This window comes from Calothrix rhizosoleniae SC01 (assembly GCF_900185595.1).
In the GTDB taxonomy this organism is placed as follows: Bacteria; Cyanobacteriota; Cyanobacteriia; order Cyanobacteriales; family Nostocaceae; genus Calothrix_A; species Calothrix_A rhizosoleniae.
Map to the genome: position 1 here is coordinate 1 of NZ_FYBH01000075.1, position 26,223 is coordinate 26,223.

At 39.1% G+C, this 26,223-nt stretch carries 24 protein-coding genes and 1 pseudogene; 7 read left to right on the forward strand and 18 right to left on the reverse strand.

Translation table 11 applies throughout. The features are described from left to right. Positions 1-244: leucine-rich repeat domain-containing protein (locus CALSC_RS04425; protein ID WP_143288150.1), on the reverse strand; the 244-nt coding region annotated here is incomplete at its 3' end. Positions 245-391: 147 nt separating this feature from the next. Beyond that, on the reverse strand, positions 392-1,768 hold the full coding sequence (locus CALSC_RS04430; protein ID WP_088240202.1) for a pentapeptide repeat-containing protein: 1,377 nt from the start codon (positions 1,766-1,768) through the stop codon (positions 392-394). 295 nt (positions 1,769-2,063) lie between these two features. Between CALSC_RS04430 and CALSC_RS04435 the strand changes: the two genes are divergently transcribed. Then, a complete protein-coding gene (locus CALSC_RS04435) occupies positions 2,064-2,885 on the forward strand; it encodes a DUF3598 family protein (RefSeq protein ID WP_088240203.1) in 822 nt (273 codons plus the stop codon). A gap of 87 nt (positions 2,886-2,972) precedes the next feature. On the opposite strand, the gene aat is transcribed toward CALSC_RS04435, so the two are convergent. Beyond that, the gene (gene aat / locus CALSC_RS04440) at positions 2,973-3,542 is read right to left on the reverse strand and encodes a leucyl/phenylalanyl-tRNA--protein transferase (RefSeq protein ID WP_088240204.1); all 570 of its coding nucleotides are present in this window, start codon (positions 3,540-3,542) and stop codon (positions 2,973-2,975) included. Positions 3,543-3,659: 117 nt separating this feature from the next. Between aat and CALSC_RS04445 the strand changes: the two genes are divergently transcribed. Then, positions 3,660-3,989, forward strand: a complete 330-nt coding sequence (locus CALSC_RS04445; RefSeq protein ID WP_088240205.1) for a hypothetical protein — start codon at positions 3,660-3,662, stop codon at positions 3,987-3,989. Positions 3,990-4,099: 110 nt separating this feature from the next. Here the strand turns inward: CALSC_RS04445 and rpsN are convergent, their stop codons facing one another. The 6 genes from rpsN to CALSC_RS04475 all read right to left on the reverse strand — a co-directional run bounded on the left by rpsN (position 4,100) and on the right by CALSC_RS04475 (position 9,039). Beyond that, a complete protein-coding gene (gene rpsN / locus CALSC_RS04450) occupies positions 4,100-4,402 on the reverse strand; it encodes a 30S ribosomal protein S14 (protein ID WP_088240206.1) in 303 nt (100 codons plus the stop codon). Between the two features lie 216 nt (positions 4,403-4,618). Next, positions 4,619-5,296, reverse strand: a complete 678-nt coding sequence (gene nth / locus CALSC_RS04455) for an endonuclease III (protein ID WP_088240207.1) — start codon at positions 5,294-5,296, stop codon at positions 4,619-4,621. Beyond that, complete coding sequence (rseP, locus tag CALSC_RS04460) at positions 5,272-6,357, reverse strand: RIP metalloprotease RseP (RefSeq protein WP_088240208.1); 1,086 nt, start codon at positions 6,355-6,357, stop codon at positions 5,272-5,274. Before rseP ends, nth begins: the two co-directional genes overlap by 25 nt. Before the next feature lie 154 nt (positions 6,358-6,511). Next, positions 6,512-7,792 (reverse strand): serine--tRNA ligase, encoded by a 1,281-nt coding sequence (gene serS, locus CALSC_RS04465; RefSeq protein ID WP_088240209.1) that lies wholly within the window; start codon positions 7,790-7,792, stop codon positions 6,512-6,514. Positions 7,793-7,989: 197 nt separating this feature from the next. Beyond that, positions 7,990-8,169, reverse strand: a complete 180-nt coding sequence (locus tag CALSC_RS04470) for a hypothetical protein (protein WP_088240210.1) — start codon at positions 8,167-8,169, stop codon at positions 7,990-7,992. Positions 8,170-8,451: 282 nt separating this feature from the next. Further along, positions 8,452-9,039: a DUF3611 family protein gene (locus tag CALSC_RS04475; RefSeq protein ID WP_088240211.1), complete on the reverse strand. Its 588-nt coding sequence runs from the start codon at positions 9,037-9,039 to the stop codon at positions 8,452-8,454. Positions 9,040-9,707: 668 nt separating this feature from the next. On the opposite strand from CALSC_RS04475, the gene CALSC_RS04480 reads away from it, so the two are divergent. After that, a complete protein-coding gene (locus CALSC_RS04480) occupies positions 9,708-10,055 on the forward strand; it encodes a PadR family transcriptional regulator (RefSeq protein WP_088240212.1) in 348 nt (115 codons plus the stop codon). A gap of 52 nt (positions 10,056-10,107) precedes the next feature. Then, positions 10,108-10,641 (forward strand): cofactor assembly of complex C subunit B, encoded by a 534-nt coding sequence (locus tag CALSC_RS04485; protein WP_088240213.1) that lies wholly within the window; start codon positions 10,108-10,110, stop codon positions 10,639-10,641. 791 nt (positions 10,642-11,432) lie between these two features. Here the strand turns inward: CALSC_RS04485 and CALSC_RS04495 are convergent. Continuing rightward, positions 11,433-11,891, reverse strand: a pseudogene (locus CALSC_RS04495) (IS630 family transposase); the annotation flags it as partial. Positions 11,892-12,595: 704 nt separating this feature from the next. Then, complete coding sequence (locus CALSC_RS04505) at positions 12,596-12,913, reverse strand: DUF3155 domain-containing protein (RefSeq protein WP_088240224.1); 318 nt, start codon at positions 12,911-12,913, stop codon at positions 12,596-12,598. A gap of 269 nt (positions 12,914-13,182) precedes the next feature. Here CALSC_RS04505 and CALSC_RS04510 point away from each other — a divergent pair, with 269 nt between their 5' ends. Then, positions 13,183-14,508: a sensor histidine kinase gene (locus CALSC_RS04510; protein WP_088240214.1), complete on the forward strand. Its 1,326-nt coding sequence runs from the start codon at positions 13,183-13,185 to the stop codon at positions 14,506-14,508. Between the two features lie 488 nt (positions 14,509-14,996). Here the strand turns inward: CALSC_RS04510 and CALSC_RS04515 are convergent, their stop codons facing one another. From CALSC_RS04515 to CALSC_RS04535, 5 genes are all read right to left on the reverse strand, one after another. Then, positions 14,997-16,244, reverse strand: coding sequence for an S-layer homology domain-containing protein (locus tag CALSC_RS04515; protein WP_088240215.1), 1,248 nt, complete (start codon positions 16,242-16,244; stop codon positions 14,997-14,999). 533 nt (positions 16,245-16,777) lie between these two features. Continuing rightward, the gene (locus CALSC_RS04520) at positions 16,778-17,458 is read right to left on the reverse strand and encodes a hypothetical protein (protein WP_088240216.1); all 681 of its coding nucleotides are present in this window, start codon (positions 17,456-17,458) and stop codon (positions 16,778-16,780) included. Positions 17,459-17,920: 462 nt separating this feature from the next. After that, positions 17,921-19,408 carry an Ig-like domain-containing protein gene (locus CALSC_RS04525; RefSeq protein ID WP_088240217.1) on the reverse strand — a complete coding sequence of 496 codons (1,488 nt, stop codon included), beginning with the start codon at positions 19,406-19,408 and terminating at the stop codon, positions 17,921-17,923. Between the two features lie 33 nt (positions 19,409-19,441). Then, on the reverse strand, positions 19,442-20,212 hold the full coding sequence (locus CALSC_RS04530) for a TIGR03943 family putative permease subunit (protein ID WP_088240218.1): 771 nt from the start codon (positions 20,210-20,212) through the stop codon (positions 19,442-19,444). Positions 20,213-20,268: 56 nt separating this feature from the next. Then, entirely contained in the window at positions 20,269-21,330 is a 1,062-nt protein-coding gene (locus tag CALSC_RS04535) for a permease (RefSeq protein WP_088240219.1), read from the reverse strand. A gap of 484 nt (positions 21,331-21,814) precedes the next feature. On the opposite strand from CALSC_RS04535, the gene CALSC_RS04540 reads away from it, so the two are divergent. Next, positions 21,815-23,200, forward strand: a complete 1,386-nt coding sequence (locus CALSC_RS04540; protein ID WP_088240220.1) for a sensor histidine kinase — start codon at positions 21,815-21,817, stop codon at positions 23,198-23,200. Positions 23,201-23,372: 172 nt separating this feature from the next. Here CALSC_RS04540 and CALSC_RS04545 read toward each other — a convergent pair whose 3' ends face one another. Beyond that, positions 23,373-24,188, reverse strand: a complete 816-nt coding sequence (locus CALSC_RS04545; RefSeq protein ID WP_088240221.1) for an SDR family NAD(P)-dependent oxidoreductase — start codon at positions 24,186-24,188, stop codon at positions 23,373-23,375. A gap of 479 nt (positions 24,189-24,667) precedes the next feature. On the opposite strand from CALSC_RS04545, the gene CALSC_RS04550 reads away from it, so the two are divergent. Next, positions 24,668-25,303: a bifunctional 4-hydroxy-2-oxoglutarate aldolase/2-dehydro-3-deoxy-phosphogluconate aldolase gene (locus CALSC_RS04550; RefSeq protein ID WP_088240222.1), complete on the forward strand. Its 636-nt coding sequence runs from the start codon at positions 24,668-24,670 to the stop codon at positions 25,301-25,303. Between the two features lie 78 nt (positions 25,304-25,381). Here CALSC_RS04550 and CALSC_RS04555 read toward each other — a convergent pair whose 3' ends face one another. After that, positions 25,382-25,867, reverse strand: a complete 486-nt coding sequence (locus CALSC_RS04555) for a DUF4149 domain-containing protein (RefSeq protein ID WP_088240223.1) — start codon at positions 25,865-25,867, stop codon at positions 25,382-25,384. Positions 25,868-26,223 lie beyond the last annotated feature (356 nt).

Consider the following 26,223-nt stretch of genomic DNA (forward strand, 5'->3'; position numbering starts at 1 on the left):
AGAGCGCCTCTGGTATCTCCCTTATTTGGTTGTAACTGAGGACAAGCTGGGTGAGATTGGTTAATTTCGCCAGCGCCTCTGGTATCTCCCTTATTTGGTTGTAACTGAGGTAAAGCTGGGTGAGATTGGTTAATTTCGCCAGCGCCTCTGGTATCTCAGTCAACTCCTGCCCCGACAGGTCTAACTCTCGCCAACCCTCAGCCACGGCGCGATCTATCAGTACCAATAACTCATCCTGGTTCATAACAGTTTTGGATTTTATACCATTTTGAAAAAAGAATGCGACAGATGGGTAAGGGCACGGCACCAGTCAAATAATTTTATATACCAAAAGATTGTGGATGTTCCCTACGAAAAATGTATGTGTCGCAATCATTATTCCCCAGAAGAACTAGGTATTATACACATTAGCAAAGGGGTTAATAAACTGGGAAAATTCCCCTGCTGCAAATGTTGCTTCCCAATTAGCAGGTTGGCGAAAGGGATTGGGATTTTCTGATGTGGGTACTCTCATAAAAATGTAATCGCATTTAACCTGATTGAGGTTTGTCTCTGGGGTAATCCGCCAGTCTTCAATATATGCCCCAGTCAGGTTTGCCCCTCTAAAGTTAGCTCTATCAAGCTGGGTTCGCACTAGTTTGGTGCGAGAAATATCTGCATCCTGCAAGTTGGAATCCCGAAGATTTGCTCCAATGAAGCTAGCATCCTGAAGATTTGCTCCTTGGAGATTCACACCTTGTAAATTCCAACCATCATATATTTGGTTGTGTAAGTCTTTATTAATCAGTAATTGCCGCAGTTGTAAATTTTCTAAATAGGTTGCTTTGACTGAGGCAAGATGTAGCTTTTTCACCTGGAACCAACAGGTACGAGTGAGAATAGCTTGATTGAGGTTAGTATTTTTCAATCGTGCTTGGGTAAAATCAGCATCAGTTAAATCTGCTCGATGAAAATTGGTAGCATATCTTGTAGCAATAGCCAGGGCAATACTATTAATCCAACTTTGTTTAATATCTCCAAATAAGGCACGACTACTAACCCAAGTGGCAATCATAATGACTAAAACTGCCACCCCTGCGGCCATAATTCCGGGGATAATGTTGACGGATGCGGCTGTCACGGAAACAATTCCCCCCACTGCTCCAGCTGCTGATATGGTCAGTGCCACAACTATTAAACCTGCTATGGTACCTGCCACTGCGGCGGTAGTAGATATGACAACTGTACCAAAGGCAATGGCTAACACACCTACAGCCCCTGTGATTACTACAGCCACTAATTGGGCAGTTGCCATTGCTCCTCCTTGGGTAGTAGGGACTCCTCCTGTCCATGCTACAGCTACTATTCCTGCCCAACTGATAGCCGCTATAACTGTTGCAGCCATAGCTATCCCCAAAAAGACACAAGCAGTTGCGACTCCTTTACGGACTGTCACCAGAAAGAATATCAATACCATAATTAAACTGATGACAGCCACATAAACATTTTCTTGGGGGCGGTTGGGATCCACTAACAAAAACCCAATCAAAGAGCCACCAATTGCAGAGAGCAACCCAGAAAATGTCGAAAGCAGTAAGGATAGTAGAAATAAACTAATTGCCCAACGTCGCTGTAGCCCTGCTTTTGCATGGCTAAAATTAGCATCCCGCAGAATGGCATCAGAAAAGTCTGTGCCCCTAATATCTGCACCGGAGAAGTCTACACCTGTTAAATCTTCTCCTTTAAAGGATTTTCCTCTGAGTTTAGCGCGGCGGTGTGTACTAGCCATGTTAAATTACAAGCCTAGTTGGGACATAATTTTGGTACAGGTGGTAGGATACCAGGTTTTTGCTAGTTTAGATATCTCACTCAAGGTAGTCAAGAGTCAGAAGTCAGCAGTTACTGGGATATTCAGGAACCTTAACTTTATGTGAAAAATTTTAATCTTATCATGAGCGACATTCTAAGTTGAAAATATCCTGGCAATTAGAAACTTGACTGAACCAATTTGGTAGTCAATTGGAAGTATCAGTGCTTTGCCAAAGGTTTGACTATTAATCCAAAGTCTAAAATCCAAAATTATTATGCGATCGCAGTGGGAATATTTTCTAAAAAATCTCGGTATCTGGGAAGGTTTCTTTACTACTTTTTCCTCTGAAGGTAGTTTACTTGAAGATGTACCTAGCCGTTTAACCTTGGAAGGCTTTGATGAAAACCAAAAGGCAAAGTTGACCCTTTGTCGTCAAGGATCAAATGATCTTGTTGTAGATTTTACTTCCCAAAGCATTAGAGGCGGAGGTACCCTATTTTTTGCCAACGGTGCTTTTTCTCAAGCTCCAACACAATTTAGTCCAGCAGCTCAATTTGGTGGTGAATTGAGTTTAATCCATGAAAATCGCCGTTTACGCCTAGTGCAATTATTTGATATCAATAATCAATTAAGTAAAATTACCCTAATTCGAGAACACCTTGCTGGTACTCCCTTAGAAGAACGTCCCCAGTTGAAAATAGAGAACCTATTGGGAGAATGGCAAGGAGAGGCAGTCACTATCTATCCCGATTCGCGTCCTGCTAAGACCTATGAGACAAAAATGAAATTGCAGTTGGATAGCACTGGAAAATTGCTGCAAACTCTCAATTTTGACACTCAAACAATTATTTCTACTGGTAATATCAAGGATTCTCAAATTCTGTTTGAGCACAATCCCCAAAACCCAGTTCAAGTTTTATTACTTCCTGATGGAGCTTCCGCCACTGCTCCACTCAAGGTACAATTAGGTCAACCTTTTTTTTTAGAGCTGGCTTGGTTAATTGAACCTACACTGCGCCAAAGAATGATTCGCACTTATAACCAAAAAGGTGAATCGATGAATCTGACTTTGGTGACGGAGAGAAAAGCTAGATAACGCTGGGCGCAAGTAATTAAGTAATAAGTGATTTCTTCCACAGATCAATCCGGGGGCTTGTACCATCAAAGAATTATTGGTGAAAATTTAACTTAAAGAGCAATGACACTGTAAAGCTTTGTAAAGTAAATCTTGATACTCTTGTTCATTTACCCCATAAGCACCAAACCTCTCCAAATGGGGATTCATCATTTGAGCATCAAATAATATAAATTTTCGTTGACGTAACCTTTCTACCAACTTTACCATTGCCACCTTTGAGCCTTCAGGGATACGGTAAAACATCGACTCCCCAATAAAAGCGCCGCCAATCACAAGACCTAAAATTCCCCCAGCTAACTCATCCCCTTGCCAAGTTTCAAAACTATATGCCCAACCAGTTTTGTTAAGTAGCAAATAAATATCTTTTAATTCTGGTGAAATCCAAGTTTCTTCGCGGTTAGCACAACCCTCAACCACCGATGGAAAATCGCGGTTAACCCCCACTGTAAATCGTTCTTGATTCAAAACTCGTCGCAGGGATTTAGGATAGCGAAATCGTTCATCTAGAGGGATAAGAGTGCGATCGCGACTACCATACCATCCCAAGAGATGATTCTCATCAGCCATGAGAAAATATCCTTGAGCATAGCCTTGAATAATAGTGGCAACATCCATACTTTAGAAATTAAATGAAGCTAAAAAATCCCCCAGAAGCCACAACTTGATGCTAGCAACCAAAAAAAATGATAATTGTTAACTGTTCAAACTAATCTGTATAAAAAAACATTTAACATGGCTGAACCAATTCCATCAATTACCCTACCCCCAGTAGCTAATCCCGACCAGGAAAAAACATGGTTACAAAAATCTTTACACCAGTGGCTGAATGAAGAATTTATCCCAGAAGACGTTAATCAGGAAATAGCCGAACGTGCTGCTCTAATTTTTATGAGACAGCGAATGGAGGGAGAGAATGATCTAGGCTCCCTCGTAATTGCTATTATCACAGAAATGAGGTCGTTTGATTTTTCTCAAAGTTTTTATGGAGAATTTGCGATCGCCAACGCTGTTAGCGATCTTCTCTTAGAAAGCCTTGGTTTTGACAAGTGTTGCGGGCAATAGGAGTTAGAAGTTAAGAGTTGGGAATTGGGAGTTGAGAGTTGGGAGTTAGGAGTTTTTGTTCATCACTCATGACTCATCACTCATGACTCATAACCCATTACTTTCTAGTATTACCAGCTAGATTTAACGACTCCAGGTAATAAACCTTGGTGCGCCCAATCCCGCAGTACGTTACGAGACAATCCAAAGTCACGATAATAACCTCTGGGACGACCTGTTACCCAACAACGGTTATGGCTGCGGCTGCGAGCACTATTGCGGGGTAATCTTTGAATTTTGCGATGAATTTCCAGCTTGTCTAAAGGAGATTCAGCTTTCCTAAATTCTTCTAATAATGCTTCCCGCTTTGCGGCATACTTCGCCACTGTTTTGACGCGCTTTTTCTCGCGCTCAACCATGCTCTTTTTCGCCATAAATCCTAAAACTAATTTTTGACAGCATTCTCTATCTTATGCTATTTTTCCTTTTCTTGGTATACCTATACTATTTTGGATATTAGATTTATTTGGATATTAGATTTAGATTATTCACCATTACTTCCTTGACCAAAAAAGAAAAGGATAAAAGCCCTCAAGTTTATTTGTGTCAGCTCCCCTGCCCCCTACTCCCTACTCCCTACTCCCTACTCCCTACTTCTTTCTCAAATACGGACACAAATCAGCCAACTGACAAACTTCACATTCTGGAGAACGGGCTTTACAAACAGCACGACCATGATAAATCAGCCGAATTGACCAATTTTCCCAATCTGCCTGGGGTAATAATTGCATTAAATCCCGTTCAATGCGAATGGGGTCTTGGTGTGTGGTCAAGCCTAAACGCTGGCTGAGGCGTTTGACATGGGTATCTACAGTCACTCCAACGTTAATCCCATAGCCATGGGCTAGCACCACATTAGCTGTTTTTCTTGCCACCCCAGGGAGTTTTAATAACTGTTCCATAGTTTTAGGTACTTCTCCGCCAAACTCCTTGTCAATCATTCGACAGGCGGCTTGAATATTTTTGGCTTTATTGCGGTAAAACCCTGTGGAACGCACCAAGGTTTCTAGCTCTGTCAATTCAGCATTACCCAAGCTGGAGGCATCAGGGAAACGACGGAATAATTCTGGTGTAACTTTATTCACCCTTTCATCCGTACACTGGGCAGAGAGAATGGTAGCTACTAAAAGTTGCACAATACTTGAGTAATTTAAAGAGCAAGTGGCATCAGGATACAAACGTTTGAGACGCACTAATATTTCTAATGCCCTTTGCTTTTTACTTAACTGTTTGCGGCTAGTAATCACTGAAATAATTTTTGCACCCACTCTAGTTGGGACGTGTCTTTAACAATCAAGAAAATTCCCAATCCTAAAAGTAGCACCAAGCCAGTTTGCATGACATTTTCTTGGATTTTATTTGGTAAGGGTTTACCACGTAAGCCTTCGATCAAGAGAAAAGCTAATTGTCCACCATCCAAAGCTGGTAGGGGTAAAATATTAATCACAGCCAAGTTAATGCTGATAATGGCGGCAAAAAATAACAAATTAGTGCTGTCATTGGCAGCTAATTTTGCTCCTGCTTCCACTATTTTTACAGGTCCCGCTAATTTATCGGCAGTATCTTGGAAGTTGGTAATTAATTGTCCAAATCCTTGAAATGTACCTACAACTAGCTGTTGAAACCTTTTAGCAGCAATGCCAAAAACTTCCTGTACTTTTTGGGGACGATGATAAACAGAGGTAGCATTGGGTATTAATTCAATACCAATATGACCCTTACCCTCTTTTAATGTGGGGGTGACTTGTAAAGATAAACTTTCTTGTTGGCGCTGAATTGTCAAGTCAACGGATTGGTTGGGATGGGTTTCTATTTCAGTTTTGAGTAATTCGATCGCATTTTTAGAGGCTCCCAGTTCTTTACCCCCTACAGCCAGAATAATATCTCCTTGCTTAATTCCGGCTTGATAAGCGATAGATTGTTCGGTATTAACTGGTTGAACAATCACACCAGGTTGATATTTCAATTCCGGAATGCCAACAATGCCAAACTGAATCACCAGTACCAAATAGGCAAATATTAAATTTGCGATCACTCCAGCACTAATAACTATTGCCCGGTCTAAAATTGGGCGATTACCCAGCAAATTTGGATCATCGGCTGGAATCTCGCTATCTGGGTCATCATCAGGGAAACCGACAAAACCTCCCAGAGGAAAAGCCCGGACGGCATATTCAGTTTGAGGTCCTTGGTACTTCCAAAGAATTGGACCAAAGCCTAAAGAAAAGCGGTTGACATGAATACCTTGAGAACGGGCAGCAAGGAAGTGTCCTAACTCATGTACTACGATTAAAACCGCCAAGACTGCGATCGCTGCTAAAACTGACATAGACGAAAAAAATGTAAAATAATTTGGCTATAGTTATTTCTATTTTAGGACTAGTTTCACGGGAGTAGGGTGTCAGAATTACTCAGGAACATTGAGCCTTCTGCTTTCTGCCTCCAGCAAAGCTGCCTTCTTCAATGTTATCCATAAATATTCATCAAAGTATATCCCTTCCTAAATAAGGCTGTAAAACCTCCGGTATCCTCACCGTTCCATCCTCTTGTTGGTAATTTTCCAAAACAGCTGCCATCGTCCTGCCAACGGCTAAACCAGAGCCGTTGAGAGTATGTATAAACTGAGTTCCTTTCTTACCCTTTTCTTTAAAACGGATATTACCCCGACGTGCCTGAAAATCTCCACAATTAGAACAGCTAGAAATTTCTCGATATTTACCAGAGGAAGGTAGCCAAACTTCTAAATCATAGGTTTTCGTAGCCGAAAAACCTAAATCCCCTGTACATAATTCAATTACTCGATAAGGCAGTTGCAAAGCCTGTAAAATTGCTTCCGCATTACCTGTCAATTTTTCCAATTCCTCAAAAGATGTATCGGGATGGACAAATTTCAATAACTCTACTTTATTGAACTGATGTAAACGAATTAAACCCCGCATATCTCGCCCATAGCTTCCTGCTTCTCGTCGAAAACAAGGAGTGTAAGCACAGTGGTAAATGGGCAATTGATCATCAGGCAAAATTTCATCACGGTAGAGGTTTGTGACTGGGACTTCGGCGGTAGGAGATAACCACAAGTCATCTTCAGCGCATTTAAAGCTTTCTTCTGCGAATTTCGGTAATTGTCCAGTAGCTGTCAGAGATTCTGTATTGATTAGTACTGGTGGCATAACTTCCACGTAACCCGCAGCTATTTGGCGATCAAGCATAAACTGAATTAATGCCCTTTCCAATGCTGCTCCAGCACCAATGAGTGACACAAAGCGACTTTGGGCGATTTTCACAGCTCGCTCTGTATTTAGAATCCCTAATTTTTCGCCAATTTCCCAATGGGGAAGAATATGGGGGTTTTGGGGAATATATTCATCACCCCAACGGCGTACCTCGATATTTTCTTCTTCGCTCTGACCTAGGGGTGTGGATTCACTAGGTAAGTTGGGTATTGCCAATAAAAGTGTATCAATTTGAGCAATAATCTCTTTTTCTTGAGCTTCTATGACTCCAATCTCGGATTTTACAGAACTACCTTCTGAGCGCAAAGCCGTAATTTCTGACCCTTTAGGATCACAACCAGATTTAATTTTTCCAGGTATGAGTTTGGCAATTTCATTGCTGCGTGTTTGGAGTTGAGTCCGTTGGGTTGACAATTCCCGTTGTTTTTGATTCCACTCCAATAGGGGTTGAATGTCGTAGTTATCACCGCGACGATTTAACCTTTCCTGAATTAATTGGGGATTTTCCCTTATTTGCTTAATATCCAGCACAGATTTTTTTGTGTAGTTCCCTAGAATCTTACTGCCAACAGATCAGTCTATAACGATTTTGCCTTGGTATCACCTCAAAAGCCAAATTTTTACGGTTATTTTATTTAATTTAGTTGGTGTAAATACTTATGGTCTCAGATATTTATTGATTTCAGCTGATAGATTTTTCTGCTCCCGTAGTTGGGATAAAATTTTTGTCATTCTGTAGATGCCTTGGGAGAAGGTTGTAAATATGCCAGAGTAGCAACCAAACCACATAAATAAAGTTCCTGATTTTTTGGAGTGCGATCGCTAATCAGATGAAAAGCACAGAAACCAATCACGATGCCGCTAAAAATTATCTTAGTGCCAAAGTTGACTGCATGTTTTGTACTCATCTTCTTACTACTCCTGAATATCTCACATCCTAATGGCCAGTTTTACCCAACAATTTCTTGTATTAATCTTCACTGGGTATGCTGTTGATTTCGGGAAAAAATAGAAAAATTATATTTATCTGCCCTTCTGACTTCTAAATAGGGGAGCAGGGAGCAGGTAAGCCAATGCATTGCACGGTTTCGCCGCCTTGTAGCAAGTGGCGCGATCTGAAGGGGAGCAAGGGGAAAGGAAAATTCTACTTAGATAATTGGTGGTACAAATTATTATCGAGACTACCTTCTTCAACCTGACTTCTCCGATTTATGAATGCGGTTAAATAGCCATAATGAACCTACAACCCCTGCGAAATGGGCTGTAACCGTATTTATATTGGCTTGTACAACCAATACATCTATTGGCTGCACTAATTTACTAAGTTGATCTGGAGAAAATCCCACAGCACCTTGGGGAACGCTCAAGGCTTTTAATAATAGGGAACCACTAATGGCTTGCGCCCCAAATAAGGTCAACAACATTCCCACTAAATTCACTATTAGTCCCAAGCGTAAAATTTGAATTGTTTGCATTTTACTGGGACGATTTTGGGGATTCGAGGATATAAGTTGCTTCCCAATCCTGGTATAGCGGAAAGCCAAAAAAATACCAGCTCCTAGGGTCAATAATCCTAAAGCAGCAAAAAATATACCAAAACCTGTTCCTGGATTACTGGCTTGGCTCCCTGATCTTTGAATCCTAAACACTAAAAAAATTCCAGCAGCAACAACACCCAGCACTAACTGCGTCCAAAAGCTAATCCAACCTACAAGACGGAATAATTTGGCAATTGCCCACCGGGGAGAAGAAGATTGGGTGTTGGGTCTATCTGTCATATTGATTACTAATTCGTTAGCTGCTCGATAAATTTCATCAATTTACTATCACACTTATCAGATTATCTTGGAGAGTTACAAAAAAAACTCTCAAAAATTTACTCAAACACAAGTTTATTAGGAACCATCAATCACAATGCTTATGTTTTGTATGTAACATTTCTATAAAAGAAACAAAGGCTAACTTTACCTCCTTGTATCATCCATTTGGCGAGGTTTGTATGGAGAGCTTACATTTCGTGATCGGTACAGTGTGATCTTGGTTCACTCTTTTGCATCCTGATACTGATATAATCACTGACTGAGAAAGTTTTATTCAGCTTTGAAGAAAAAGTTAATATTGCCTTTAACATGTCTTCAACAGTATCTTAAGCTTTTTCCATTTCTCAACCTCTTGGCATCACTTGACACCAGCACGGCAGTAATGTTACTGTCCAAACGCTCCTCATTACATCACATAACATTTAGTGGAGGCATATATTTTTTGCATCCCTAAGAGCACTATCAACTTCCACAATTAAACAACGTGGAAGCTTGTTTAATGTTTGCAACTTAGCATTTTTGCTCAAGTAGCACCATTTAATCTCTAATCAGGGTGTAGCACTATATACTTAACTATAGGGTTTGTAGGCTTAACCCCCATGCATAATTCTAGCTATTCAGCAACTATGAAACTAGAGGATATACATCAATTCTTTGAGAATCCTCCGCCAACTTACCTCTGTCAGGAATTAGCAGTTTGCTATATATTGTGCGTTTTGATACATGGTGAGTCCTATGGCACAGAGTTGATTCAAAAACTGGAATCTGAATATCCCACCTATCGTCTTTCTGACACCGTGCTTTACAGTGCGATCAAGTTTTTGGAAGAAGAAGGTGCAATTACTGGGTATTGGAAAAAACTCGAAGGGCGTGGCCGTCCAAGACGGATGTATCAAATTTCCTCAGAGTGGCAAACTACAGCGGAGAATTTATCTAATTTGTGGCAACAATACATCAATAGGAGGGTAAATTAGTGAATAATCTATTATGAATAAGTCCCCTCCATTTACAAAATGACAATCGGCTATGGGTACTTTTATTCTGCCATCTACTTTGCTGCTCACTTTGTTGTTAGCGATTGGTTTACTCTTTTTTATCCGTGCTTCTGCAAAGGAGCGTTTACAAAGGCTAGAACTTGCAGGTGAACAAGATGAAACCACTCTCATGAATCAACTGCAAGATTATTTTAAAGCGCGGTCTTACCGAGTGGCAGCGGTAGACCGAGAACAAAATCAAGTGACTTTTGAAGGTTTTGTACAACCTAGTTGGTTTTTAGCGGTCTTTTTGACTATCTTGACTGCCATTGGTTTACTTTGTCTTTCACTGGTTTTGTCATCGCTTTTTCCTAGTCTCATGCAGCTATTTTTGGGAGTAATTGCAATATCCCCTGCGAGTGGTCTTTTTTATTGGAAAAAAGCAGGAAAGCTGGAGAAAGTATTACTAAAATTGACTTCTAATAGCAGCCAAACAGGCTCTCTAAGCAAAATAACTGTAATAGCCCATAGAGATGAACTCATAGAGTTACAGAGGGCATTACAGTTAAAACCAATTAGTAATTAATTTGACTGCTCCCCTGCCTGAAGGCGAGGGGATTCTAAAAAGATAAAGATGCTGCACGACGGGTAAAACCGCGTCACCTCGCTTCTAATTAGCTGTCACCCAAATATAAATCTGGGTGGGATGAGTCAAAGAACCCCTACACACTACACTCAAATCAAGTCCAAGTGTTCCGCTTAACTTGCGGAAAGTGCGGTCTTGTGTAGAACTCAAGAGGAGCAACTTTTCAAGAGAGCTGATGATATTGGCTGCACCATTTGCATCTGCATTGATATATAAATTTATTGCTGTGGGTCCATAAACCACGTTTTACTCTACGACCAGAAGATTGGCAATCTAGCTCTTTCAGAGCGGCTTTGCCAACGGATTTTTCACCGTGTTTTGGCAATGTATCACCATCAACAAATGATACTGTTGAGGTCTTTGCTTCTTCTGTCTCTATAAACTCAATCCCATACTGTTGATATAATTGCTCAATTCTTTGCTTGAGTCTAGCTGTAGAGACTGTGGGATAATCCCACAGTCTCGGGCTTCATACCCGTCTAAAGAACGAAACACGCAACTGTGTTGCTCTTTCTGGTGGGGCTTTCACCCTCTCGTTACACTTCTGGTAATTTTTTGCTTATTTATCGAAAATCTTCGGTCTCAAACCCTATTCTTAAGGTTGTCAATAAAGCCCAATAAGATGCTTAATGAGTAAATAAACCTCTTGATAGAGAATAATTTTTACCTCAAAAGGAAGACTCAACTACTGATTCTCAGTGAGAGTCTTTCTCATCTGTGATTCTATAGCACTACGCAAAAACGTTAGGACAGTTTTTGAAAGCAGCATCTACACATTCTTGGACGGTTTCAAACTCTGGAAACATTTGTTTCATCCAAGTTTTTAACACAGACCACCAATTCTCAATTTTGTTCAAATCAGGGGAATAAGTTGGTAAATACCAGATTTCACATCCAGCATCTTCAACAATTTCTCTGATGCTTTCTCCTTTATGAAAAGTAGCATTATCAACAATAATAATATCTCCTGGTATCAATTGAGGAATTAAACTTTGAGAGAACCAAGCTTCAAATAAATCTCGATTACAACAACCCTCAAAAGTTAAAGGAGCAAAAATTTTTCCATCTTTTAAAGCACTAATCCAACTTGCTCTTTCTCTTTTCTTTCCACATTTTAGGCTATGGCACCTTTCTCCTCGCGGACTATAACCATAGGGATAGTCATCTCTATTATCAAATCCAGCTTCATCATACATAAACTCTTTCATTGAGTTTAAACATTTCCTTCTTATGACCATAATTAAAACAAGTTTTAGAAGATGGAAACCATCTATCTACTACAACTAGTTATAAGTGGTGTCAATGGCAGAATTATTAATTCTTAAAAGTTGATTTCGCCAGCTATGTTTATACTCGTGTTCCCTACCGAGTTGTCTTTATTGTTTCGCGAACTGTCGTGTTTCACCCATTTGGGTCGTCCTGTATGGTTGGATCTTCTATATTATGGTTGGATCTTCTATATGAGATAATACAATCATATCAAAAAGCCGTCCTAAAAGGACAGGGCTTTAGACCCAATTTTCTGGTAAAGTCCGTGCACTCCTCTACGAGTGAGAGCAGCTTACGAGCGCTACTCTTCTATTTAGATATTTATATCTTGCCAATCAATTTATATTAGGGTTGACATGCTTATGCTAGAATAACAACCGTATTTTTAATCAAGGGAGATAGCTAAACTCTCCCTTAATTAAAAATCACCCAAACAAATACGCAATCAATCAATACCCAACTAAGCTTTGACAGGGTTCTAGGGATTAAGTCAAGAGAACCCGACTAATGGCAAATTAGCTGCAAAATAAAAAAAAGATTAAGTTTTGAATAAACTGAGCAATTTTGCCAGTTAATGCATTGTCAAAAGCTACACTCAATATTTAAGATTGCCATGTACCTTGTTTCAGTGACTAGCCATAGCCAGTACATCTTGTACTGAATCAGGTTCTAGTGTTCTGAGACTGGGAAACAAAAAGTGGTTCTCTTCTACATATTGAGCACCGAACAGACCTTTCTCGGCCCAGAAGTATCGGTCTGTAGTGTGTTCATTCCGTTTAACTAGTAGCAATGCAGGTGGCAATATACCCTCAGCTTGAATAAATTTTCTCGCTGCTGTCACTGGTTTATCTTCACCACTTTCAATGCTAAATTGAGCTACATGCTCCAAGATTCGCCGTCCCTCTTGGCGGCGACGGCTCTTCCGTTTCCGTCTCCTGGCCAATATATTGTCCTCCTCTTGAAAACTACAATATGTAGTTTTAGCTACAAAATCCGTGGATATTATAAAATTTTTAACAAAAAAAATCAATAGTTTTTTAAGGTTTTGATACATCTAAAAAATATAATGAGTTAAATAGGTGATGAAAAAGTAATTCGGATATTAAGTTGAGACTTTGAGTAATTATTATGAAAAGCGTGCAATAAAAACTACTTTGTAGTTGCGGAATCTTTCCTTAGTAATATTTAGTTGAGTGAGCAATAGCACTGCCAATGTTAATTCCTGCCAGTTCTGAGTTTATTGCTCTTTGCCGAGAACAGATGGCTTTATTAAGCCAAGGGTTGGGAGCTTCTTTGAGCGTTGTGTATCTAACACAAGAATTGGCGGAAGCACCAACTAACGAGCCACAATTAATACCTATTGTGGTTTATCCGGAAACAGCCACCTTAAGACAAGGATTTAACCCTTTAGGTTTACCTCAGTTAAAGCAAAATTTATTAAGACCAGGAAATGAAAGGGAGTCTTTAGAAGAATCTGAGTTACCCCCTCAAACAAAACAGTACTCACAAACAGAATCTGCACCCAGTGAGGATCAAATAGTTTTACCCTTGATTCATGAAGGGTTGATGATGGGTTTATTGGTAACTGCTAGGGGAGATCGCCAATGGACTGAAAAGGAACGCTGTGAAGTTGAGCGAGTTGCTCAAACTTTGGCGATCGCCTGTATTTTGGATAAACGTCGCATGTGGTTACAGCAACAGCTACGTCAGCAACAAATCCTCCAAGAGCAGCAGCAGGATTTGCTTGATAATTTATTGCACCAATTTCGCAATCCTCTAACAGCATTACGAACCTTTGGCAAATTATTAATGAAGCGATTGCGACCAGAGTCACCTAATCAAGATATTGCGGTAAGTATTGTTAGAGAAAGCGATCGCCTACAAGAATTACTCCAAAAGTTTGATGAAGTAATTGACCTTACTCCAGAGGATCTAGTTCGTCTCAAGCTACCAGAGGAAAATGAAATTTTTGTGGAAGCAACGGTGGAAAAAGAGGGACAATCACCGTTATTATTACCAGGAATAGGGGAGGAAACAACTGATTGTAATTTACTAGATATATTAGAGCCTTTATTATCATCAGCTAGGGCAATAGCACAGGAAAGAGGATTGGAATTAATCACAGAAATTCACCCAACTTTAGCACTAGTTAGAGTCAACAAAAAGGCATTAACGGAAGTATTAAATAACATTATTGATAATGCTTTAAAATATACTCCTACTGGTGGGAAAATTTTAATTCGGACTGGACAAAAAAAAGCTAATTTTCAGGGTATAGCAATTAGTGACACTGGTCCAGGTATTCCAACTCAAGATTTAGAACATATTGGCGAACGGTATTATCGAGGTGCTCAGGCTGAAACTACTATTCCCGGAACAGGATTGGGTTTAGCGATCGCTAAACAATTGATAGAGCAAATGCAAGGGGAAATGGAAATTTTTAGCCCTGCTACGGAGTCTTCAATCACATCATTAGCCCAAGGAACTACGTTTGTAATTTGGTTACCCCGGAAGAAGAGTGAAGGAGTCAAGGAGTGAAGGAGTCAAGGAAGGATTATGATTTATAACTCCCAACTAAGTAGGTTGGCGTAAAAAATTATCGTTTGGATAAGGCAGGGGGCAGGGAGCAGGGAGCAGGGGGAACAAGGGTTTTAGGCTTATTTACTCGGCGTTCGCTTATTTTGAAACTCTAAGTTGAATTAAAGCCTTAATTTAAAAGGAAAAAGGCGATTCCTAAGTAAGCGGTTATTTAGAAGTAATATTTGAAACTTTAATAAAAAGCCTCCAGAAGCGCCTATTTAAGACGTAGGGAGGTCTAAATCATAAAAATGGCTAAAACCTTGTAAGAGCCAAAAATGCCTGAATTGACGGCATATCCTAGATCATAAGCTTTGTAAGGCTTAATTAAATTTTCGGTTCAAAAATGAGCGAACGGACAGTATTTACTATTCTTCACATAGTTTGGTTTTATTGTGCCGACTTACTTAGCAACTAACAACTAACAACTCCCAACTCCCAACTCCTAATTACCGCAAGGAAATCTGTAAATTTTGCCCGATGGTCATTTGTAAGTCAGTATTGGGGTCAATGGCGATTAAATCAACTTTCTTTCTACCAAAGAATAGACCAACTAAAGCCCCAATACCTGCACCACCAAGAACTTCTTCCGTGGCGATGGCGCGATCGCCAGTGACTGCGGATACGGCTGCTGCTGCACCTGCACCTAAAGCCGTATTCCTGATAATCGCCCGAGTACTAGTTCCTTTCTTGATGGTTTCGGTGTTGGTAATTACTTCTGAAGTAGCGTTGATTTTATATTCCTGTCCAGTGGTTAAAACTAGTTTTTCAGCCACAAACTGAGAGCCACCTTTATCTTTGACAGGTTTTAGTTCTCCCACAACTTGGCTACCTGCAGGAATGAGCACATCCCCCTGATCTGTAATTACATTCTGAGATACGGTGAGAGTTAAAGGAGCAGTTTCATCCTTTGTAACTAGAATCTTTTTCGCTTTGTCATACTTAACCGGGATAGAAGTTCCTTCAGGAATAATCACTGAAAGGGGTTGAGATATGGTTGTATCAGCCAGAGCAACCACATAGGGAGAGTTAATCGCTGATGCTTGATTATTACTAACTAATGCTTGGTAGATAAAAGCTGCTACATCTGCTCTGGTTGCTGTTCTGTTAGGGTTGAGAAACTTAATATTGGGATAGTTGACTACAATTTGCTTCTCCGTTGCTGCGGCTATGGGAGCGCGAGCATAACTAGCAATCCCAGAAGAGTCATTATAATACTGCAAGGTATCTTCGGCATTATTGGCAGTGTAATCCAAACCATTAGCAAGGGCAACTAATACCTGTTGACGAGGAATATTTTCGTTGGGACGGAAAACATTACCAGGATATCCTGTTAAAAAGCCGGTGGTATATGCTTCTTGGATTGCACCATATCCCCAGTAATTACTGGAGACATCTACAAAAGAAATTGATTGACGTTCTGGAGATTTTTGGAAAGCCTTACGAACCATAGCCGCAAATTGCGCCCTGGTAACTGCTTCTTGTGGGCGGAAACTACCATCAGGGAATCCAGCAATTATACCGCGTTGGGATAATTCTTGAATAAATTCTGCTGCCCAATAATTAGATTGAACATCGTTAAAACGAGTTTGAGCAAATGAGGGAGCAGGATTAATTAAGGGCGCAATAGTACCTACTGTAATACCCACAGCCATAAAAGTAGCGCATCCAGAGTAGATTTTTTTATCCATCAACATTGATCTAATTCCTTTTGGTCAATTCAATTTATTTCTGTTAGTTTATTGGACTTTTCTGGTAACAAAAAGTTTCCTGAAAATTACTATGTATTGTTATTTTTATACACCTTATCTTAATTTATTGTTCTATTTCTAAATGTCGTTATTATAATGAATAATCCTCATTTATATAGACGGACGACTATTTAAATAGTTGCAGATAACTACGAAATTATTCTGATGGTTAATAACTGTAGAGTATGAAAATATTCTTGCGTTTAACCGTAATTTTTTTGAGGATCAAGTCAACTAAAATAGATGACTTGTTGAAAAATATACATAAATTGAAAAACTGAATACCGCTACGGATAAGTCAAAAGCTAACCCATGTAAGTTTTATAATTCTGCCATGTCTTAACCTAAATACATCTAGAAATTAATCAGGGGTTCCCAAAATAGAAACCCCAATGGCATTTATCACTAATTAAATGCATTCCCTAATAAATTTATTTAGTTTAATAAAATGAATATGGCACTACAGAAAAGTATTCAATTTATCTATATCTATATCTATTATCAGGAAGTGCAAAACTAGAACGTAGAGTCACATCCAAATCCCCTTTGTTAGGCTCAATCATGATCACTTCTACCTTCCTGCGTCTAAATACTGCACCTGCTAATGCACCTACACCACTACCAGCTAAAATTTCAGTCAAATTAATCTTGTTGTCACCTGTAATTAATGAAATCAAAGCTGCAGCCCCTGTACCAATTGCTGCACCCTGTAAAATTCTACTAGTATCAGAACCTTTCCTAATAGTTTCCTTTTTAGTGATGACATTCGATACAGCATCTATTCTCTGTCGTCTACCATCAGGAGATATTAACTCTTTTGCCACAAATTGGGAACCTTCTTCTCCATTCAAAGTTGCTGGTTTTAGTTCTCCTGTAATTTTACTGCCAGATGCGATTAAAATATTACCCCTTCTGTCAATAATATTATTTGCTATCTCCAACTCCAGGGATTTTGTCTCTTTGGCACTGAGAACTATTTTATCTTTTGAGTATGTTAGGGGTATTACTGCACCTGAACTAATAGCCTGTCCTCTAAAACTGTCAGGGAACATTTGTGCAGTTGCGGGGGAAGGAAGCAAAACAGGGACAATGGCACCAGTTGAGATAGCCATTGCCATGAGAGCAGCGGTTCTAGATTGATGATGATGCCAGCGTGTCATAGCAGTAGTCCTTATATATTTCTGTTATGTGTAATGACTGACGGCATTTTTGAGATATTGTTTCTGATTTATTTCATCTATAGATAGGCACATTATGGAGCGGGAACTATTACCATAACCTATAGTAAGTAAGTCGGCACAATAAAACCAAACTATGTGAAGAATAGTAAATAAGCCTAAAACCCTTGTTCCCCCTGCTCCCTGCTCCCTGCCCCCTGCCTTATCCAAACGATAATTTTTTACGCCAACCTACTTAGTGTCATTTTTACTTAACACTTATTATAAGTCTAATATATAGATGAGTGGTTATAGATAAACATAAAGACATACAATTAATCAAATTTTTCGGAATATGAGTAGAACTGTTGACTGCTCCCCTAGCTGAAGGCGCGGGGATTCTAAAAGGATACTACACAACAGACTAAAGCCTGGTTGTACTTATTATTGATTACTTATTACTTATTAAGGTAGCCATTGGGGCTGCAACCCAGCTAAAGGAAGTTGTTCTGGTTTAATGGCTGTAGAGGTTTTAGACAAAGGCATTAACCACAGCTGACTACTATTAATTAGTTGAGCATCATCAGTGATCAATTCACTGCTAGAAGATGATTGGTTATTTGTTTGTTGTGCTTTAACTTGATCAAATAATAGTCCCAGACCATCAGGAGATATACTCATACGCACATTGCGTTGTCCTGCAGGTAATATCATTAATGGTTTTTGTTCTCCTGTTTTTAAGTTAATTGCAACTAAATAAGGCTGTTCTTGATAAAGCTCTCCTGGTAATAACTGTGTTAGTAAACAATAAAGTGTGGGTGATGCGGGGTCAAATTGGCAGTTAACAATGGAACCTGTGGTTTTGACGAGTTGTTTTTGGGTTCCTTGATTAGTAACTAAAAATAAGTCACGGGTGTAGTCTGTATTGAACTTTACCATTGCTGCTTGAGTTCCATTTTTGGAAAAGGCTTGTACTAAACCAAATTGGGGTAAAAAATCCAAAGGTTTACTAGCATCAGTTTGCAAAGGTAAAATTGCGGCTCCCTGTCCTTGAGCAACAGCAACAGCTTTACTATCTGGAGTAATAATAAAGTCTCCTCCTGGTTCGCTTTTTAGTTGTTTGAGTGCAGCTTTTTTACCAGATTTATTGCTTGTGGCTGGCATAAACCACAATCCAAAATCACTGGGGTTTTTTCTATGACCCCTTTGAACAACAATGATGTTCCCATCAGCCGATAGGTCAAACTTGAGAATTTGGTATTTTTTATTATCTAGAACTAATTGCACCTTACCTGGTGCTGCAATTTTTTTATTTTCTTCTGTGGAAACACCAGTAGTAACCGTATATAATTTTACGGATAATAGGTCGTCATTACTAGTAGAACGAGCAGTAAATAGAATTTTTTCCCGATTAGGATAGGGTTTGAATTCCGTGATCACTAAATTTTTTGGGGTGAGGATCTGTTTTTGCTGCTGGGTTAAATTGTAGAGAACTAACTGACCTTGGTTTTCTGCATCTGCTCCTATATAAGCGATAACGCGATCGCGGCTAGTGAATTTACCTATAAAAGGTTGAATCACTTTTTTGCTTCCGGCGTTGGTAGCAAATTTATCCTTTGCCTGTTGCAGTTGTACTTGATAATCGGTGCCGTAGGGAGGGGGAGTCAAGAGAGTATAAACCATACGCCGTCCAGCCCAACTAAATTTACCGGCTAAAGGAGGCTCAATTTCGAGATTTTCCTCCACACTTTTAACATCCATAGGACGGCTAAAGGTAAGGCTAAATGATACCTCATCTGCTCCAATTTTTTTATTTTCCCAACTGAAATTTCTGACACTGGGTTTAACAACATCCCCTTGTAATATTAACAGCCCAATCAATAAACAAAGCAAGAGTATACAGACGATAGCGATTCGATCCAGTGGTTGTAAAAAAGCCTTTTTACTATTCATGAGTCATCAATAATTAGGTCGCAGAAATATTCCTTAATAGCTGTAAGGATTCTTGGGTTGAGGAATACTTTTTAAAGATTTAGCATTAATGGTAAGTTGCCGCTTTTCCGATAAAGTCGCTGTCTCCATAGTTCCTTCTACTTCTAACCATGAATCTGGTTTATATTCCTGACGAGATGTTGGCAATTTTACTGGTAATCCAATCGGATAAGCATCTGCTGCACAGCAAGTGAGAACAAATTGTGCTAAAAACAAATACTCTTGTCCTAATTCGAGTGGATGAATCACAAATCCTTGCACTTTAACTTTTTGATTGGTGTATGCATCCGGTTCTGGATATACATTCAGGGTGCGTACCCAATCAACAAGCGATCGCTCTTCTGGACGAATGGAGGCTGTAAAGGCTTGGGGTTGAATACGTGATGTGCCTAATAAATCATTTACTCCTCTCTGCATTGCCTTTTGACTGGCAAAAACTTGGGGAGTAATCAGCAGACCCAAGATTGCAGTAGTTAAGAGTAAGGCACTACCCCAGCCAGGAGGAAAAAGAGAGATATGCTGGGCACTAGGCTCTGTTTGACGGCGGCGCTGTCGCCACAATTGCTGTGTTTTAGCAAGACTAATAACTATTAAAACAATACCGGCTGCCACAACTAGCCCAAAATAGTTGGGGTGAATTAACAAACTGAGTTTGCCTGTAAGCCAGTACTTTAACATCAAAATTCCCCAGGCTATAATCGCTAAAACATCTAACCATGGGAGTAAAAGATTGTAAATTTTCGCGCGAGAATTGAGGTTTTTCATGGCTCATTAGTCATTGTGGGAAGATAGGGAACAAAGTAAGGAAAATGACTAATTCTTTAAATGATATGCAAGTTAATAAATAAGGTGAACAAAAATGTCAGTAATCCAGCCAAGGCAAAGAGATAAAAAACTGTTTTGGGTTTGAAGATGGATAGTAACAAACCAATGCCTTTGAGGTCAATCATGGGACCAAATATGAGAAATGCTAATAAAGAACCACTAGTAAAAGTAGAAGCAAAAGACAGGGCAAAAAAAGCATCTACTGTGGAACAGATAGATACAACTGTAGCCAAAAGTAGCATAGCCACAATGGAAGTAATTGGGCCAGCACCAAGGCTAATAATTAGATCACGGGGAGCTAATACTTGGATTGCTGCTGCGATGGCACTTCCGATTACCAGTACTCCTCCCAATTCTCTTAATTCTTGAATGCTATTTTCTAGAACCAATTGCATTTTATCTGCTGTTGGTTTGGTGGTGATGGAGTCTGCTAGGCTATTTGCTCCCAAAGTACTACTAATGGGTTGGGGTAAACCTGTGATACCAGTATTACCGAACCAATAATTGCCCGATTGCAGCAAACTCAAGCCACCTTTAGATTGAGATATGAAAGAACTTTGCCCCACATTTTGAGCTTTTACCTTGGTGGGGGGATTAAATTTTAAATATCGAGCCAGTGCTGGCTGGACTATAGGACTTAAGTCCTTTTGAAAACTAAACACAAAGCCTATAATTGTGGCGATTATCAAGGATAAAATCACCCGTAAAACTACTATTTCTGGCTGACTCCTAAAGGCTGTCCAAGTAGCCCAGATTACAATCGGGTTAATTGTTGGTGCTGCCAACAAAAAACCAATGGCTACTGGTGTGGGTATTCCCTGCATTAAAAACCTACGTGCTACTGGGACATTGCCACATTCACATACAGGAAACAAAAAACCGATCATACTGCCAACTAATGCACCCAATAAGGGATTTTTTGGCATGAGCGCCACCAGTTTACGTTCGTCGATGAAAAATAACAGAAAACTGGAAAATAAAACTCCCAGTAGCAAAAAAGGCACCGCCTCAACTAGCAAACTCAAAAATATAGTAAAACCGTTATTTAATTGATTCATGTGTGTCGCAGAGCAAAGCCAAATTGAGTTGTAAGGTTATGCAAAGATATTCTATCGAAATGGGGATCAAATTTAGATAGGGACTGTTGGAGGACTTTAATAAGTGAATAATAACTATATTTTGATGTCAGGAATGGATATTCTATCATTTATAGTTATATTTATCGCATTTGTGTTGAGTTTATATTATCTTAAACACAGTTTCACTAATTATTTAACTCATTTTCATCAACTATTCATAGTTCTGATGGGTACCATCAGTTTGACTAGATTAGTTGCTTGATGGGAAGTTTCAGATAGACTAGCAGCAGAAACTCTAGGGAGAGTAGCGATCTCAATCGCTGATAAGTTAGTATAAATGTTTACTTGTTTGCTGCTGTAGTATTTTTTGCACCTGATTTGTGCATTATTTAAGTGGCAGATATGACAAAAGCTAGAATATTAGCTTATTGTTTGTCTTTCTTATATCAGATAAAAGTATAAAATGCTGCATCAACCTCATGAACAAATATCACCACCATGTTTGTCTACAGGTAGTGATCTAGATTTGGGTCTAGATTCTAGGATTGAAGAACTTCCCATGTATAGCTCTGCTGTGGAAATTAGTTTTACTGGGGAAGAATTGGGGAAATACTTGGATAGATACCGCCAATTACCGGGAGTAATTTTATTGGAACAAGGAATATACTATGGGATGATTTCTCGTCGCCGGTTCCTAGAATTGCTGATTCATTCCCAAAGTAAAGACTTCTTTTTCCAGCAGCCCTTAAGTGTGATTTACAGCTATGCCCGTACACCTATTTTAAAACTACCTGCACATACTCATGTCTTAAAAGCTATGCATTTGGCATTACAGCGATGTTCGCCAACAGATGCTTTATTGCGATCGCCTCAAGCATTAACAGAACCAATCGTAGTGCAAAATCCAGATAATACCTATTGTTTGTTAGATATGCAAGAACTCCATCTTGCTGCTTGGCTATTACAGGGGATTGAAACTCAAATACGTTACGAACGTAGCCAAGTACAGATCATTCAAAACGAGAAGATGGCAAGTTTAGGACGTTTGGTAGATGGTATTACCCATGAAATTCTCGATCCAGTGGGTTTTATTTGGGGTAATTTAACTTATGTTTCTAATTATAGTCAGGATTTGCTGAAATTAATTGCTGCTTATGAGCAAGATTTGCCAGAGATTCCTAGAGATATTAGTTTATTAAAAGAAGAAATAGAATTTGATTTTTTAGAAAAAGATTTATCTCAATCATTATCTAGCATTAAGACTGGTGCTGAAAGATTAAAAAAAATGGTGACTAGCCTGCAAAATTTTTGTCATATGGATGCTGTATATCAAAAACCCATAGATATACATGCTTGTATAGATAACATTTTATTATTAATAATTAGTCGAGTAAAAAAAGAAATTAAAATTATCAAAAATTATGACATTTTACCACCAGTACTTTGTTTTCCTGGTGAATTGTATCAAGTATTTATGAATCTTATTAGTCATGCTGTGGATAATTTATTGGATACAACAGTCAAACAGCCATTATATTCAGGGTTTCAACCTGAAAAAAATCAACCAACAATAGAGATTACGACATCAGTAATTTCACGAGATACGACTAATGATAATATTCCTGACTCTCGCTGGATTTTAATTTGTATTGCTGATAATAGCTCTGGCTTTTCAGAAGAAGAACGACAGAAATTAATTACATCATTAGCTGCAAGGAAAAAATCAGAAATGGAAAATAGTTTAACTTTAAGCTATCGCATTATTACCACTAGACATGGAGGTAAATTTAACGTGCGATCGCAATTAGGTAAAGGTACTGAAATTGAGATTCTCTTACCTTTATTATGATGGTTTTCATTACTATTACCACCATAGTTGAAGAAGACAGTCCCGATGAAAAATAATTTGCACCGCCAATTACCTAAGTAGAATCTTCTTTCCCCCTGCTCCCCTGCTTAGAAGTCAGTAGGTAGGGGAGTGTGGGTGGGAAGTGTAGGTATATTTTTCTCCCTTGTCTCTTCTATCCTGTAAGGGTTGTAGGATTGGTGGGTAAATCATAGCCCTTATGAGGGGGAGGAGTAGCCATATGTAAAATTATGTCTAGCAACCAAGGAGCCAAGCGTTGACACCAAATAGCTAAATGACTTTGCCAACCAACCAGAATTTCTGGGGAATCTCTTTGCAAACCTGTAATTAGTGCTTGAGCAACTCGTTGGGGTGATATTGGTTTTACCCAACGAAACAAATTGAAGTCTCTCACCATATCTGTATCTGTGAGAGTTGGTAGTAAGGCAACTACTTGGATATTATGGGTTGCTAATTCCTTTCGCAAAGCCTGGGTAAACCCTAAGATGGCAAACTTGGTGGCAGAATAGGTAGCCATTGTTGGTGCTGCAACTTTACCCATGAGGCTAGATACATTAACAATGGTTCCTTCTCCTCTGGCTACCATTCGTCTCGCTATCAGACTCGTTAAGGTATACATTCCCAATAAATTGACAGATAGTTCTTCTTGTAGTTGGGGTAGTTTCGACTGCAAAAATGATTTTTGGGATGCCACACCTGCACAGTTGACTAGTATATGAATAGGTGCATAACTGCGCCAAAGCTGTGCTACAGCTATGTTAACTTCCGTCGGTTGAGTTAAGTCAATGGCTAGGGTGATAGCTTCTACACCCATTGCCTCAATTTCTGTTGCTACTTCTGCCAAACGCTTACGGTTACGTGCAACTAAAATCAATCGCTTAATACCTTGTTGTGCTAATTCTAGAGCGATTGCTCGCCCAATACCACGGGAAGCACCTGTAATTAAGGCTACTTTACCTTGAATATTCATTGTTTATACCTCTAAAATTCTCTTCTTCACCCCACTCCTCTTGGGTTAATCACTCAAAGATGGGGTGAAATAAATCAGAAATTATCTGGATACATGAATGGCTGGCTTTAATACTGGCAGTTGTGGATATTGCTCATAGATTTTCCCTCTTGAGAGATGAGCATTCACCAAAAAGGAATAACATTTTCACACGTTAGCAATTAAATCAAGCTTCTGCAATATTTCTTAATAAGTATTTCTTAATACTTGTTTACAATTATATATATGCGCTGATTTGGGAAATAAGTTTTGATTAATAGTGACTACTAAATATCTTCATTCACTGACAAATGACCACCAACATCTGCAATTTGGCATAAATTTGACAATTAGAAAGCTATTACTAAAGATAGATGGGCATAAGTATATGTAGATACAGATTTTTCATCCAAAATCAAAGATGGATGATCCGTTTTGCAACATCTAAAATCTAAAATTGAATGACTTGGTTACAACTACTCCAACAACATCGAGCGATCGCAGTTATCCGCGCTCCAGAAAAAGAATTAGGATATCAGATGGCTATGGCTGCGGTATCTGGAGGTATGAAATTAATTGAAATTACCTGGAATAGTGCAGAAGCAAGTACTCTAATTAGTCAACTACGTTCAGAGTTACCCCAATGCTGGATTGGTACAGGAACATTGTTAAATATCAACCACCTCAAAGATGCAATTGCATCTGGGGCACAGTTTTTGTTTACGCCCCATGTGGATCCCCAAATGATTGAATTAGCTCAATCAATGGGAATACCTATGATCCCAGGAGCATTAACTCCCACAGAAATTGTGACTGCTTGGGAACGGGGTGCTAGTTGCGTGAAGGTATTTCCCGTCCAAGCAGTGGGAGGAGTTAACTATATTAAAAGTCTCCAAGGACCCCTAGGACAAATTCCTTTGATCCCCACAGGGGGTGTAAATTTAGACAATGCTCGGCAATTTATTCTAGCTGGAGCGATCGCAGTTGGTTTGAGTGGGCAATTATTTCCTCAATCGTCTGTTAGCTCAGGAAATTGGCAGTCCATTTCTCAAACAGCTAGAAATTTGCTAGACAATTTAGCAGAAGTGATGGGGTAGTAGGGTGGGCACTGCCCACCTTACCATTATTGAGAAGGTGCAAGATGTGAGTCAACCTTTTCTCTTGCCTATGGATGATTATTGTCGCCAGCACCAAGAAAATAAACTACAACCTGCTACTAATTTAATTGCTTCCAGTACCCAGTAAAGACCATGCATCATATTCATAGTGGCTGGGATTTCCGCAGTCGTTTGTAATAGATTCATCTGCAAACCAATAGCAGACATTTGTGGTGTGAATATATAAGTATCGGTCAAGCATACTGCAAGTAGTAATATGGGTAAAAAGAGCATACCCCAATGCAATTTATTTTCTTTATTATTGAGTGCTAATATCCCAGTTAATACTAACCCAGCAGACAATAATTCAATGCGATTAAAATTCCAAAAAATTGTATAACCAGCTTGGGCAAAATTGGCTTGGCTCATCATGCCAGAGACATATAAGCTAGGCATAATTACCCAGTCTATAACTATACTAGCACTGAGCCAGAAGCCCAAAGTTAAGATGACAATATTTTGCCAGAGGGGACGTTTATATCCCAAATTAGAAATAGTATTCATAGGAATAATTACAGGTTCTTTATTATTACTATCTTACTTAAACTTATTTTGACAAGAAATTTATATCATATTTTACAAATCTATTGTGAAACTCAAATCAGCTTATTTTAAGAAATATAAAGTGATGTCAAGTTAAGTGTTCTCTTTTATAGAATCATGATCCCAAAGGTATTCGCCCAATAGGCGATCGCAGATGATCAATATATTTATTCGTGATACTGAAAATCCTGGAAACAAACATTTTTATCTGTCCATCTCCAGGATTGATATTGAATTGAGATAGTGTAAATCAATCAATTATTTACAATTGGTAATTCAACTTAAAAAACACCTATCAGTAAGGCACTAGTACACCT